At 67.2% G+C, this 13006-nt stretch carries 14 protein-coding genes; 6 read left to right on the forward strand and 8 right to left on the reverse strand.

Features of this window, described 5'->3' with window-relative positions; genetic code table 11:
• Nucleotides 1–123 precede the first annotated feature (123 nt).
• Complete coding sequence (locus NX862_RS12105; protein ID WP_264494163.1) at nt 124–909, forward strand: hypothetical protein; 786 nt, start codon at nt 124–126, stop codon at nt 907–909.
• On the opposite strand, the gene NX862_RS12110 is transcribed toward NX862_RS12105, so the two are convergent.
• The 3 genes from NX862_RS12110 to NX862_RS12120 all read right to left on the reverse strand — a co-directional run bounded on the left by NX862_RS12110 (nt 906) and on the right by NX862_RS12120 (nt 2990).
• The gene (locus tag NX862_RS12110; protein WP_264494164.1) at nt 906–1478 is read right to left on the reverse strand and encodes a retropepsin-like aspartic protease family protein; all 573 of its coding nucleotides are present in this window, start codon (nt 1476–1478) and stop codon (nt 906–908) included. The two genes, NX862_RS12105 and NX862_RS12110, sit on opposite strands and share 4 nt — an antisense overlap.
• Before the next feature lie 27 nt (nt 1479–1505).
• Complete coding sequence (locus NX862_RS12115) at nt 1506–2117, reverse strand: MarC family protein (RefSeq protein ID WP_264494165.1); 612 nt, start codon at nt 2115–2117, stop codon at nt 1506–1508.
• Nucleotides 2118–2309: 192 nt separating this feature from the next.
• The gene (locus NX862_RS12120; RefSeq protein WP_264494166.1) at nt 2310–2990 is read right to left on the reverse strand and encodes a helix-turn-helix transcriptional regulator; all 681 of its coding nucleotides are present in this window, start codon (nt 2988–2990) and stop codon (nt 2310–2312) included.
• A gap of 163 nt (nt 2991–3153) precedes the next feature.
• Between NX862_RS12120 and NX862_RS12125 the strand changes: the two genes are divergently transcribed.
• The 4 genes from NX862_RS12125 to NX862_RS12140 are packed head-to-tail and all read left to right on the forward strand — an operon-like array spanning nt 3154 to nt 5969.
• Nucleotides 3154–3378 (forward strand): twin-arginine translocase TatA/TatE family subunit, encoded by a 225-nt coding sequence (locus NX862_RS12125; RefSeq protein ID WP_264494167.1) that lies wholly within the window; start codon nt 3154–3156, stop codon nt 3376–3378.
• 7 nt (nt 3379–3385) lie between these two features.
• Nucleotides 3386–4294 (forward strand): Sec-independent protein translocase subunit TatA/TatB, encoded by a 909-nt coding sequence (locus NX862_RS12130; protein WP_264494168.1) that lies wholly within the window; start codon nt 3386–3388, stop codon nt 4292–4294.
• The gene (tatC, locus tag NX862_RS12135; RefSeq protein ID WP_264494169.1) at nt 4291–5136 is read left to right on the forward strand and encodes a twin-arginine translocase subunit TatC; all 846 of its coding nucleotides are present in this window, start codon (nt 4291–4293) and stop codon (nt 5134–5136) included. The genes NX862_RS12130 and tatC overlap by 4 nt, the downstream gene beginning before the upstream one ends.
• The gene (locus NX862_RS12140) at nt 5133–5969 is read left to right on the forward strand and encodes an ATP-binding protein (RefSeq protein WP_264494170.1); all 837 of its coding nucleotides are present in this window, start codon (nt 5133–5135) and stop codon (nt 5967–5969) included. Before tatC ends, NX862_RS12140 begins: the two co-directional genes overlap by 4 nt.
• 281 nt (nt 5970–6250) lie before the next feature.
• On the opposite strand, the gene NX862_RS12145 is transcribed toward NX862_RS12140, so the two are convergent.
• Genes NX862_RS12145 through surE form a run of 3 tightly spaced genes read right to left on the reverse strand, consistent with a single transcriptional unit; the run spans nt 6251 to nt 8884 of the window.
• Entirely contained in the window at nt 6251–7402 is a 1152-nt protein-coding gene (locus NX862_RS12145; RefSeq protein ID WP_264494171.1) for a peptidoglycan DD-metalloendopeptidase family protein, read from the reverse strand.
• A gap of 13 nt (nt 7403–7415) precedes the next feature.
• Complete coding sequence (locus tag NX862_RS12150) at nt 7416–8069, reverse strand: protein-L-isoaspartate(D-aspartate) O-methyltransferase (protein ID WP_264494172.1); 654 nt, start codon at nt 8067–8069, stop codon at nt 7416–7418.
• Nucleotides 8069–8884, reverse strand: a complete 816-nt coding sequence (gene surE / locus NX862_RS12155; protein WP_264494173.1) for a 5'/3'-nucleotidase SurE — start codon at nt 8882–8884, stop codon at nt 8069–8071. Before surE ends, NX862_RS12150 begins: the two co-directional genes overlap by 1 nt.
• Before the next feature lie 149 nt (nt 8885–9033).
• On the opposite strand from surE, the gene dusA reads away from it, so the two are divergent.
• Nucleotides 9034–10047 carry a tRNA dihydrouridine(20/20a) synthase DusA gene (dusA, locus tag NX862_RS12160; protein ID WP_264494319.1) on the forward strand — a complete coding sequence of 338 codons (1014 nt, stop codon included), beginning with the start codon at nt 9034–9036 and terminating at the stop codon, nt 10045–10047.
• Between the two features lie 88 nt (nt 10048–10135).
• Here the strand turns inward: dusA and NX862_RS12165 are convergent, their stop codons facing one another.
• Both NX862_RS12165 and NX862_RS12170 read right to left on the reverse strand, forming a co-directional pair.
• Complete coding sequence (locus tag NX862_RS12165) at nt 10136–11212, reverse strand: ABC transporter ATP-binding protein (protein ID WP_413694562.1); 1077 nt, start codon at nt 11210–11212, stop codon at nt 10136–10138.
• Between the two features lie 174 nt (nt 11213–11386).
• On the reverse strand, nt 11387–12709 hold the full coding sequence (locus NX862_RS12170; protein WP_264494175.1) for an ATP-binding protein: 1323 nt from the start codon (nt 12707–12709) through the stop codon (nt 11387–11389).
• Between the last annotated feature and the right edge of the window lie 297 nt (nt 12710–13006).

Consider the following 13006-nt stretch of genomic DNA (forward strand, 5'->3'; position numbering starts at 1 on the left):
TGCGGTTTCGGTGCGGCCAGTTGCCAGGGAAACCGGTTTGCATCCGGGGGGCGTTTGCCTTGCGGCTGCGGCGGCACTAGGTTCTCATCTGACCCGTCCGAAAGACCCACCCGATAGGCCCCCATGTCCGCTGATGCCATCTTCGACCCCGGTTGGCGCAAGACCGCCTCGCCCGCCATCGCCCTTTGGGCGCGCGCCGCACTGCCCCTGGCGATCCAGGCTTTGCAGGGCCAGCCGCGGCGCCATGGCGGAACCTGGGCCGTGGGGTTGGACCTTTTGCCCAATGACGAAACCGGCGCCATCGGTGCCCCCCTGCCGTGGGAGGACCTGGGCCTTGCCCCCCAGCCCCTGCACCGCGCGCAGCTTTCGGCGGTCTATCCGGGCTATCCCGGCCGCGACCCCGACGAAACCGACGCCGCCCACCGCTTTCGCCTGACCCGGGATGCGGCGCATCTGGACGGGCTTTTGCCGCTTGGCCCCGACAAGCGCCGCTTCATGAAAGAGCCCCATGCCTGGGTCCTGGGCCTGGCCTTGACCGAGGTCACAGCCGCCCCCCTGGTGGTCTGGGAGGGCTCGCATCTGATCCTGGCCCGCGCCCTGCATCAGGCCCTGGAGCCCCATCCGCCCGAAACCTGGGGCGACATTGACCTGACCGAGGCCTATGCCGCCGCGCGGCGCGCCTGTTTCGACCAATGTCGCCGCGTGGAGATTGCCCAATCCCCCGGCGAGGCGGTGATCTTGCACCGCATGATCCTGCATGGCGTCGCCCCTTGGGCGCAAAGCGCCAGTGCCCCCTGGACGCAAAGTGGAAATACCGCCTGGGCGACCCAAGCCCCGGCCCATGGCCGGATCAACGCCTATTTCCGCCCGCTTTTGCCCTCGGTCCGCGACTGGCTGACGCTGGCCTAACGGCGCAGCTCCATCCGCTCTCCGGTGATCGAGATGTCGAACAGCCCCAGGTAACTCATGCCCAGCAAAGAGATATCCATGGCGCCCGTCGTCACCGAGGCCGCGATCCGATCATCCGAAAACGGGCCAAAGCGCACGTCCTTCAGGCTGACCCGCGCGGTCTGCACCATGCCATTCGCCGTCATCGCCTGCCCCGTAAAGACCAGGCTGCCGCCGTCGACCCCCAGACGCGCCGCATCGGCCGGCGACAAGACGACCTCGGAGGCGCCGGTGTCGGCCATGAACTGCACCGGGACCCCGCCGATCTCCAGCGTGGCATAGTAATGCCCATCCGGCCCGCGCGGCAGGACAACCGCGGCCGCGCCCTCTTCTTGGCCCGGCCTGATGCCGCGGCGGATGTCGCCCCAAAGCCCATAGACCGCGATCAGCCCCAGAAAGATCATCCCCCAGGCCAGGGCCATCTTGCCCATCCGGCCCACGCCCTTGCGCATCTCGACCAAGGCCCAACCGGCCAGGGTGGCCAGCAAGAGGCCCACGTAAAGCGCCCGCATCCACAGATCGCCATCCATCCCAAAAGCCCCTTTCCAGCAGTCCGGTTACAACAGTCCGGAGCCCTTGACCCCGTCGATGACGAATTGCACCGAAAGGGCGGCCAGCAGCATCCCCAGAAGCCGCGTCACGACGATGGTTCCGGTGCGGCCCAACATGCGCTCGACCCGCGTGGCCGACAGAAAGAACACGAAGGTCGCCGCCATCATCCCCGCCATCAACGCCAGCACCCCGATCCGCGTCGGCCAATCCCCGGCCTGGCCCATCAACAGGATCATGGTGGCAATCGCGCCAGGCCCCGCGATCAAGGGCGTGGCCAGGGGAAAGACCGAAGGGTCATGGGCGGGCTCGGCCTGCGCGCCCTCGCGGCGCTGGGTGCGGCGTTCGAACAGCATGTCCAGCGCGGTCAGGAACAACAGGATGCCCCCCGCAATCCGAAAGGCCGACAGCGAGATCCCGACAAAGCCCAAAAGCGCATGGCCCAGAAGTCCAAAGGCCAGAAGGATGCAAAAGGCGATCACCACGGACCGCCGCGCCAGCCTTTGGCGATGGTCCTGATCCATCCCCCGCGTCAGCGCGATGAACAAAGTCACGAGGCCGATGGGGTCGATGACCACGAAAAGCGTCGCAAAGGCCGAGATGAAGAAAGCCGATCCCATGGGGTCCCCTTTTCGCCCAAGCTTAAAGCCGCGCCTCGCAGGCAACCAGCCCCAAAAGCGCCGCGGCTCCGACAGCCGCGAGAGAGAACCCGGGGGTCCCTGCGGCTTAACGCGCCCCACCCCTGCGCGCCCCACCCCTGCGCTCTGCTTCCCCAGCGTAGCCCGGGGTATACCCCGGGTCCCCGCCCGCCCTCATGTCTCGCCAAGCGCCCCCGCCCGCCACTTGCGCCAATCGGCCAGCCGACGCCCCGCCTCGCGGCCAAAGGTCACGCCGCGCGGCACGACATCCAGCACCTGATCCAGCCCCAAGGCCGCAAATCCTTGCCCCTCCACCCAGGCGGCCAGCACCCATGACCCCTCCAGCAACAGCGCCAGCGGCCTGATGTCACGCTCGCGCAGCTGCCCCCCCTCCAGCACCGCCACCGTCAGAACCTCGCGCAAGCGGATCGCCTTGCGGATCACCGGCAGCTGTGGCCCCCCCCTTTGCGACCGGGACGCGGCATCGGGGCGGGTGGCAAAGATGTCCTCGCCCTCATCCCGCGGCCCCGGCGCAAGGCCCGCAAGCTTTCCCGCCAGCGACCGCGCCGCCCCCGCCAGATCGCCCCCGCCCTCGGCCACCAACGCCAACCCCTCCCGCAGGGCCAGCATCTCCGAGGCCTGCAGCATCATCGGCGGCAAGGTGATCGGCTGGCGCAGGATATAGCCCACCCCGCGCTCGCCCTCGATGGACAGCCCCGAGGCCGACAGAACGCCCATGTCGCGCCAGATCGTGCGCACCGAAACCCCAAGCGCCGCCCCAAGATCGCCCGCCCGGTGCAAACGCCCGTCGCGCAACAGCTGGATCAGGTCGAACAGCCGATCAGACCGCGGCATTTTCCGGCACTCCTCTGGCAAAATCATGCCCTACTGACATAATAATGTCAGTTGCCCCGCCAAAAGCCAAGCCCCAAGCCGCGATCCCCCCTTGCGGCCCCTGGCGCTTTGCCGCCACCCTTGACCAAAGCCCGCACCTTTGCGGCCCCCAAAAGGAACAGACATGCACACTCCCGGCCCCCTTGGTCTTCTGCTGATCGCCGTCGTCGTCCTCGTGCTTTTCGGCCGTGGCAAGGTCTCTTCGCTGATGGGCGAAGTGGGCAAAGGCATCACCGCCTTCAAAAAGGGCATCAATGACGGCCAGGCCGAGGCCGCCAAAGAGGCCGAAGTGGCGCCTCCGCCGGTCGTGGCCAAGGATGTGACCCCCGCCGACGACAAGCAGGCGTGATCTGTAAATGTTCGGATTGAACTGGCCTGAACTGCTGATCATCTCGGTCGTGGCCCTGATCGTCATCGGCCCCGAGGACTTGCCGCAGATGTTTCGGCAGTTGGGCCGGTTCACCGGCAAACTGCGCCAGATGAGCCGGGAATTCTCCCGCGCGATGGAGCAGGCCGCCAAGGATACCGGCGTATCCGACGTGGCGCGCGACCTGAAGGCCGCGACCTCGGCCAAGTCGCTGGGCCTGGATGCCGTGACCGAAGCCGCCAACAAGTTCGAGAAATGGGACCCGCTGAAGAACGCGGCCAAGCCCACGATCTCGCCGGCCCGGCCGCTGACCCCGCCGCCGATGCCCGCAACCCCGATGCCCGCTGCTCCGGTGGCCTCTTCGTTGACCTCTGTGGCCGCCCGCGATGCCGCCAAGGCGGATGCGCCGGCTGAAAAAGGGGCCGAAGACCTGTCGGAAGACGATCTCGAAGCGCTGGAAGGCCTTGAGGATCTCGCCGATCTTGAGGCGCTGGATGGGGCAAGCCCTGCTGCTGCAAACACGCATGGCCCCAACACGCAAGCGTTGTATGACAAGGCCGCTTTGCGCGCCAAGGTCTTGGCCGAACAGACCGAAAAGCTGAAGGCGATCGAGGCCGGGACCTATGTGGAACCCGCACCGCAGGACACAGCCGTCCCGGGCTTGACCCAAGAGCTTGATGCCAAGGCGGCCAAACCGGGCCCGAAGGCCGCGGCTTCCGATCCGGCAACAGCGGCGCCCAAGCCCAAGAGGACCCGCGCCAAGGCCCCCGCGCCCGTTGATGGCGCCGAGAAATCTGCCGAACGATCTGCCGCCAAGGCTGGCGCGAAACCTTTGGCCAAGGCCGCTGCGTCGAAACCCAAAAAGCCCCGCAAGACCGCGGGCGAGGAGACGGCATGAGCCAGACCGAAGACCTTGACGGCTCGGCCGCCCCCCTGATCGAACACCTGAAAGAGCTGCGCAACCGCATCCTGATCTCGATGGGGACCTTTATTGCGGCCTTCATCCTGGCTTTCCTGATCAACAAGCAGATCTGGGATTTCATCAAGGCGCCGCTTTGCACCGTGATGAACGCACGTGGCGCCGACTGCACCTTTCAGGTCCTTGCGCCGCAGGACAGCTTTTTCGTCGCGATGAAACTGGCGATGTGGGGCGGCTTTGTCATGGCCTTTCCGATCATTGCCTTCCAGATGTGGCGCTTCGTGGCGCCGGGACTTTACAAGAACGAAAAGCGCGCCTTCCTGCCCTTTCTCGTGGCTTCGCCGGTCATGTTCGTTCTGGGCGGCGCGCTGGCCTATTTCCTGGTGATCCCCTCGGCGCTGCAATTCTTCCTGAGCTTTCAGGATTCGATGGGCGGCACCGTGGCCGATGCGACCGGAGCAGCTTCGACCATTCCCAAGGGGCTGGTCTTCCAGGGCTCGATTGACAAGATGTATTCGCTGGTGATGCAGTTCCTCTTGGCCTTTGGCCTGTGCTTCCAGCTTCCGGTCCTGCTGACGCTGATGGGCAAGGCCGGGCTGATCGGGTCGAGGGGGCTGAAGGCCACGCGGAAATATGCGGTTGTGGGCATCCTGATCCTGTCATCCATGATCGCGCCGCCCGATGTGACCTCGATGATGATCCTCTTTGCCGCGATCTATCCGCTGTATGAGGCCTCGATCTGGATCATTGTCTGGTTCGAACGCCAGGCCAAGGCGCAGGCCATGGCCGACGGCACATGGGACCCGGAAGACGAGGAATGAGGGCCATCGAACGCATCGCGGCGGCGCTGGAGCGTCTGGCGCCGCCGCCCGCCCCCGCCCCTGACTTCACCGCCGAGGCCTTTGCATGGGCGGTTTCGCCCGACCGGCTTGTCCCGGTGGCGCGGGTCAGCCGTGTTGATATGGGGCTTTTGGTCGGCATCGACCGGTCGCGCGACTCGCTTTTGGCCAACACGCGGCATTTCGCGGCGGGCTTGCCTGCCAACAACGCGCTGCTTTGGGGCGCGCGGGGGATGGGGAAATCCTCGCTGGTCAAGGCGATCCATGCGCAGGTCCGGGCGGAGGGCGCGGATCTGAAGATCGTGGAGCTGTCGCGTGAGGATCTGCCCTCGGTCGCGCGGTTGCTGGACCACCTGCGGGCGGCGCCGCATCGGTTCATCCTGTTTTGCGACGACCTCAGCTTTGCCGGCGATGATCAGCATTACAAGGCGCTGAAGGCGGTGCTGGATGGTGGCATCGCGGGGCGGCCAGAGAATGTGGTGCTGTATGCCACGTCGAACCGCCGCCACTTGATGCCGCGCGACATGATCGAAAACGAAAGCGCCACAGCCATCACGCCGGGCGAGGCGGTGGAGGAGAAAGTGTCCCTCTCGGACCGCTTTGGCCTGTGGCTGGGGTTTCACCCCTGCAGTCAGGACGATTACCTGGCGATGATCGCGGGCTATTGCGCGGCACATGGGGTCAAAGTGGCGGCGGATCGCCTGCGCGCCGAGGCGATCGAATGGCAGGCCACCCGCGGCAGCCGATCAGGGCGCGTGGCCTGGCAGTTCTTTTGCGACCTGGCCGCCCGTGAAGGCGTGGCGCTGGCGGGTTGAGGTCCGTGCTTGCGGCACGCCCGGGGAGGTTTCACACCTCCCCGGACCCCTCCGTGGGATATTTATGAAAAGATGAATGAGAGGGCCGCAGCCCGTGATGGCCAGGCCGCCGGGCGTGAAGACAGCTGGGCCTGAAAACAGAGGCCGAGCCCTGTGCCTCCCCAAAGCGGCGCCCCTCGGAGCGACCCTGCAATGGACCCTTCAAGACCAAAGTCCCGGGGGAGGTCTGGAGGGGGCCCGCGGCTCCCTCCAGCTTTTTGGCCAGCCCTTGTGGCCAGCCCTTACTGCAGATAGCTCAGCGGATCGACGGCTTGCTGGCCCTGGCGGACCTCGAAGTGCAGGGTTCCGGCCCGCAGCGTCCCCAAAGAGGCGCCGCGCTTGACGCTGGCGCCCTTGGCCACGGTGGCGCCGTCCAGCCCGGCATAGACCGTCAAAAGCCCGCCCTCATGCTTCAGGATCACGATGGTCGATCCCGACCCCGCGTCCTTGGTCACGACCGCCACCGTGCCCGCAGCGGCGGCCTTGACCGAGGTCCCGGCGGCGGCAGCGATGTCGATGCCCTGGTTGCCCTTGCCGTCATAGGGTTTGATGATCTTGCCCTGGACCGGCATGGCCATGGCCGCGGCCGAAGCATTGGTGCGGCTGGACCCCAAATCCGGCGCCGCCTGCCCGGTTTGCGCGGCCTGAGCCGCCGTCACCGTGGTTTCGTTCGGCAGGGGTTCCGAGGCCGAGGGCGGCATCGGCGTGGGCGAGCCCTGGCCCGGCATCGTTTCGGCCCCGCCTCGCGCCAGATCGGCGGCGGTCGGGATGATCAGATATTGCCCCTCACGGACGGAAAGGTCCGAGGGCAGACCGTTCCAATCGGCCAGGGCCTTGGCCGAGATGTTGAATTGCCGCGCGATGGTAAAGGCGGTCTCGCCGCGTTTCACCTGATAGCGCACCGGCACGGGGCCGGACCCCGTCGTGGAAAACGGCAGCTGTTGCGCGCTTTGGGCCGAGGTCACAGGCGCGCCGGTCCGGTCGATGGCCGATGAGGCGATGGCCTCGACGTCAATCCCCCCGGCGACCCCGCCCGTCGCCGGAGCCCCAAAAGCGGCGGGGCTTGCCGCCACCCGGACCGGAAGCGCCAGAATCTCGCCCTGACGCAGGCGGTCACTGGCGCCAAGTGCGTTGAACCGCGCCAGCTGATCGGGGGCCACGCCGACCCGCGCCGCGACCGAGGCCACGGTATCGCCCTGCCGCGCCACGGCCACCTGATAGCCGGGATACGAGATCACGCCATTCTGATCCGGCATTGGCCGCGCCGAGACCGCCTGCGCCGCCCCCGCCGTGCCGCCATTGGTGCGCAAATCCCAATCCAGCGCATTGGTGTTCACGCAACCCGAAACCACCAAGACCGACAGCAAAAGCCCGGCCGATCCACCCCTGATCATCTTCCCACCCCGTTCAATCTGCCGCCATCCCCTCGACCAGCGGCACAAAGCGCACCGGGCGAAGTTCCTCGTATTCATAACCCGACTGCAGCCGCGTCACCTTGATCAGGCTTTGCACCGTATCGGATTGGCCCACCGGAAGCACCATGATACCCCCGGTCTTCAGCTGCGCCAAGAGCGGTCCCGGAGGGTCCTCGGCCGCAGCGGTCACGATGATCTTGTCGAAAGGCGCCTGATCGGGCAGGCCATGGGACCCGTCGCCGGTCTGCGCCGTGATATTGACCAGACCCAGCTCACGAAAGACCGCTTCGGCCTCGCGCACCAGGGTGCGGTGGCGGTCGATCGTATAAACGCGGCGGCACAGGACCGACAGGATCGCCGCCTGATAGCCCGATCCCGTGCCGACCTCTAGCACCTTGTCGCGCGGTTGCAGGTCCAAAGCCTGCGTCATCAGACCCACGACCGAAGGCTGGCTGATCGTCTGGCCACAGGCGATGGGCAGCGGCACATCCTCATGGGCGCGCTGCGCGAATATGCCGCGCAGGAACAGGCTGCGGTCGATGCGCTCCATCGCGTCCAGCACCCGGGGCGCGGTGATGCCCTGAGAGCGCAGCGCAAACAGAAAGCGCATCTTGCGGGTGGCGATATCTTCCGGGCCGGGCTCCATCAGGCCAGGGCCCCCGGAAGCGTTTGGGTCCCCGAAAGCGCTTGGGCCAGATCGTTCAGCCGATCATGGGCCGTCAGGTCGGCGCGCAGGGGCGTGACCGAGATATAGCCCTCGACATTGGCCGTTACATCGGTGCCGGGAAGCGTCGGTCTTGCCTGCTCGCCGCCCTTGATCCACAGGAACTGCCGACCCGAGGGCGCGGTATGGGGCTCCATGCTGAACGAGGTGTAACGGCGGAAGCCCTGGGCCGCGACCCGGGTGCCCTTGACCCCCGCGGCCGGGGTGGCCGGGAAGTTGATGTTATAGAAAATCCGGTAGTCGGTCTGATCCCAGATGCCCTTGTCCAACAGCGCACGGATCAAGCCGGGGCCATGCACGGCCGCCGCCTCGAAGGGTTGGGCCAGACCGGCATTGCCGGGGCCAAAGAACTGCGACAGGGCGATAGAGGGCACGCCCTGCAAGGCGCCCTCGATGGCCGCCCCGATCGTGCCCGAGTAAAGCACGTTCTCGCCCGCGTTGTTGCCGCGGTTGACGCCCGACAGGATCAGGTCGGGCCGCGCGTCCTTCATCACATGATAAAGCCCCGCCAGCACGCAATCGGCCGGAGAGCCCTCGGCCGCGAAACGCCGCGGGCCCAGTTCGGCGATCATGGTTGGATGGGTATAGCTGATGCAGTGCCCCACGCCCGATTGTTCGAAGGCGGGCGCCACGGTCCAGACCTCGCCGCCCGGACCCGCGATCTCGGTGGCGATGGCGTGCAGCACCTCCAGTCCCGGGGCGTTGATACCGTCGTCATTGGTGATGAGAATGCGCATGGGGGTCTCCTTGCCCCCTGATAGACGAGGGGCCGGGGACGGGCAAGCGCGTAGGGCGGGTTTCAAGCCGCCCATTGCGGCGGGCGGTGGGAGGGCACACCCCTACCCCCTCGCCAGACGAAGCGCTTGCCGTTATAGAGCCGCCCATGATGCACGCCTCCCCCTCCCTGGCCCACCGTTTGTCCGTCGCCCCAATGATGGACTGGACCGACCGCCACTGCCGGTATTTTCACCGGCTGATGACGCGGCGCGCCATGCTTTACACCGAGATGGTGACGGCCCCCGCCGTGATCCATGGCCCAAAACCGCGGCTGTTGGATTACAGCGCCCTTGAACATCCGGTGGCGCTGCAACTGGGCGGCTCTGACCCTGCCGAACTGGCGCAGGCGGTGCGGATCGCGGGCCCCTGGGCTTACGCCGAAGTGAACCTGAACTGCGGCTGCCCCTCGGACCGGGTGCAGTCGGGCTGTTTCGGCGCGGTCCTGATGAAGACCCCCGACCTGGTCGCGCAATGTGTGCAGGCGATGCAGGGCGAAACCGATGCCCCCGTCACCGTGAAATGCCGCATCGGCGTCGATGACCAAGAGCCCGCCGACATCCTGCCGCGCTTTGTCGAGACCATGGCCAAGGCCGGCGTGCGCCACATCATCATCCATGCCCGCAAGGCCTGGCTGCAGGGCCTGAGCCCCAAGGAAAACCGCGAGATCCCGCCGCTGGATTACGCGGTGGTATTGGCCATGAAGGCGCGCTTCCCCGAGCTGACAATCTGCCTGAACGGCGGCGTGACGACCCTGGCACAGGTCCGCGACCTGTTGGCGCAGGGCCTGGATGGTGTGATGGTGGGCCGGGCCGCCTATCACGATCCCGCCGCCGTGCTGATCGGCGCCGATGCGCTGTGGGCGGGGGAAACGGCAGAGGCACCAGACGCAAACTCTGTGGCCGCCTGCCTTTCGGTGGCCCGCGCGATGGAGCCCTATATCGCCGATCACCTGGCCCAGGGCGGACGCCTGCACCAGATCACCCGCCACATGCTTGGCCTTTTCACCGGCCGCCCTGGCGCCCGCGGCTTCCGCAGGGTTCTGAGCGAAGGCGCCTCCCGCCCCGGCGCCGGGCTGGATCTCTATCACGAGGCCCTGGGGCAGATTGGCCAAGACCTCGGCTGATCCCTTTCATACTGACCTAAATAATCCCGCCGGAGGCTCCAGCGGTGCCAAAAGAGCCTCCGGCGGGAATATTTACCTCAGTATGAAATCACGCCGGAAAGACGAAACAGCGGTCGCGGCGGATCATCAGCCACAGCGCCGTGCCGGGTTTGGGCAGGAAGACGCCGGGCACCGCGGCGGTCAGGGTCGATCCGTCATGATCCATGCGGAATTCCACCAGCGACTCATGGCCCAGAAAGCGCGCCCGCGCGACGCTGCCTCGCGCGGCGGAGCCATCCTGGATCGTCGGCAAAGGCCCCTTGCCCGCGCGGTCGAAGTCGATCTTCAGATGCTGCGGCCGGATCACGATATCCACCGCCGCGCCATCCGCCTGGCCCGGCGTCAAAAAGGCGCCAAAGGGCGTCTGGGTCAGCGCGCCGTTGGACACGCCCTTGATCACGTTGATATCGCTGAAAAACGCCGCCGCCGCCCGGTCCACCGGCGCGTTGTAGACATTGTAAGGCGCGCCCTTTTGCACGATCACCCCATCGCGCATCAAGGCGATCTCGTCGGCCATCCGCATCGCCTCGCCCGGCTCATGCGTGACCAGGACGACCGCTGTGCCCTCTTCCTTCAACAGGTCCAGCGTCGCATCCCTGATCCCGTCGCGCAACCGGTTGTCCAGACCCGAAAAGGGCTCATCCATCAACATGACCCGCGGCTTTGGCGCCAAGGCCCGGGCCAAGGCCACGCGCTGCTGCTCGCCGCCCGACAGTTCATGCGGATGCTTGTCCTGAAAGCCGGAGAGGTTGACCCGCTCCAGAAGTGCGTCGATCCGCCGGCCTCGCCCTTCGGACCGGCGCAAGCCAAAGCCCACATTCTGCGCCACCGTCAGATGGGGAAACAGCGCAAAGTCCTGAAACATCAGACCCACGCCCCGCGCCTCGGGAGGCACAGTGCCGCGCGGGCCAAAGACCTCGACCCCGTCGATCAGGATGCGGCCCTGGTCCGGCACCTCGACCCCCGCCACCATGCGCAAAGTCGTCGATTTGCCGCAGCCCGAGGGCCCCAGAAGGCACGTCACCTGCCCCGCCTCGACCACAAGCGACAGGTCGCTGACCACCGCCCGCCCGCCAAAAGACCGGCTCACCGATTGCACGACCAGGCGCGGCGCAGAGGACTTCATGGGAAACCTTACCATTTCGCTTTGGTCTCTCCCTAGCAGCCCGCCCCCCAAGCCGCAACCGCCCCCCCTTTCACCCTGACCCAAATATCCCGCAAGGATCGGAGCGAAGGCCGCCCCCACCAATGGATCTCTTGCGAAGCTCCGCTGGATCAAGGCCCAACCCCGGCGCCCCCCTCAGCGCGCCAGCACCAGTTCGGCCCGCAAGCCCCCCAGCGCCTCACTCCGGCCAAGTCGCAGCTCGCCGCCATGGCTGCGCGCGATGTCGGCCGCGATCGACAGGCCCAGCCCCACACCGCCGCCGTGGTTCGGATCGCGCGCCGCATCCAGCCGGGCAAAGGGCTGCATCGCCTCATCGCGCCGCGCCTCGGGGATGCCGGGGCCATCATCCTCGACCACCAGCCGCAAGAACCTTTCGCTGACCAGGGACGAGACCACGACCCGCCGCCCATGGCGCAACCCATTGCCCACCAGGTTCTCCAGCGCCCGTTCCACCGCCTGCACCCGCAGCCGCAGCGGGCCCACCGCGGCCATATCCCCCAGGCTGACCGCCTGGCCGCGCCGTTCGGCCCGGGCCACCAAGTCGCCCAGCACCGCCGCGGGATCGACCACAACCGCCTCTTCCAGCGCGTCGCCGCGAGCGAAGGCCAGGAATTCATCCACCAGCCGCTCCATCGCCACCACATCGGCCTGCAGCGCCTCGGTCTCCTCATCCTCGGGCAACAGCGACAGGCCCAGCTTCAGCCGCGTGATCGGCCCGCGCAGGTCATGGCTGACGCCGGACAACAGCAGGGTGCGCTGCTCGATCTGCCGTTCGATCCGCGCCCGCATGTCCAGAAAGGCCTTGCCCGCCGCCCGCACCTCCAGCGCGCCGCGCGGCCGGTAAGGCAGGGTCTGGCCGCGGCCAAAGGCCTCTGCCGCCCGCGCCAGCCGGTTGATCGGCACCAGTTGATTGCGCAAGAACAGATAGGCCACCCCCGTCATCAGCACCGAGGCCAGCACCGAGATCACCAAAAGCTGATGCGGGTTTGACGCCGTCACCCGCGAGCGCGCCACATCGACCCGCATCATCCCCTGCGGCGTCTGCAACCACAGCTGCACCTGGCGCGTGTTGGTCAAAAGATCGACCGCCGCCAGCGCCGGCAGGCCCTCATGCAGCACCGTGCCGACCTCGCGCCCCGACAGGTCCCACCAGCGCCGCTGATCCCCGGTCGGAGGCGTGGCCACCACCGGCAGCGTGACCGACAGCGCCAGGCCGCTGGCCACATCCAGCGCCCGCGCCTGAGCCGCCTGCAGATCGGGGGCGGCTGCGATCTCGGACAAAAGCCACTCGACCTCGATCCGCATGGTCCGGCTCATCTGCCGCGTGACGCCGTCGAAATGGCGCTGGATGATGATGACAGAGACGACAAGTTGCAGCGTGACCACCGGCAGAACCAGGATCAAGAGGGCGCGACCGATCAGGCCCCGCGGCAACCAGGATTTCAGAAAGGATGTCATGGCTCAACAGGGCGGGAGGGAGGGAGTACAGGGTGGGAGGCAGGTGGGGCGGCGGAGCAGGGCGGAACTTGCGGAGGGCGGAGTGGAGCCGGCGGAGGGCTGGCGGGGGCGGTGCGAAAGGTGCGGCGGAACGGGCGAAGCGGGCGGGCGGCAGAGCGGGCGGGGGGAGGGCAGAGCGGTGCGAAAGGCGCGGGGAAAACAACAGAGGGCGGGATGGGCCGGGGGCCGAACGGCGGAATGGGGGACGGAGCGGGGGGCGGCGGAGCGGGGGGCGGAACTTGCGGAGGGCGGAGTTTG

Origin of the sequence: Stagnihabitans lacustris (genome assembly GCF_025950525.1) — a bacterium.
GTDB lineage: Bacteria > Pseudomonadota > Alphaproteobacteria > Rhodobacterales > Rhodobacteraceae > Stagnihabitans.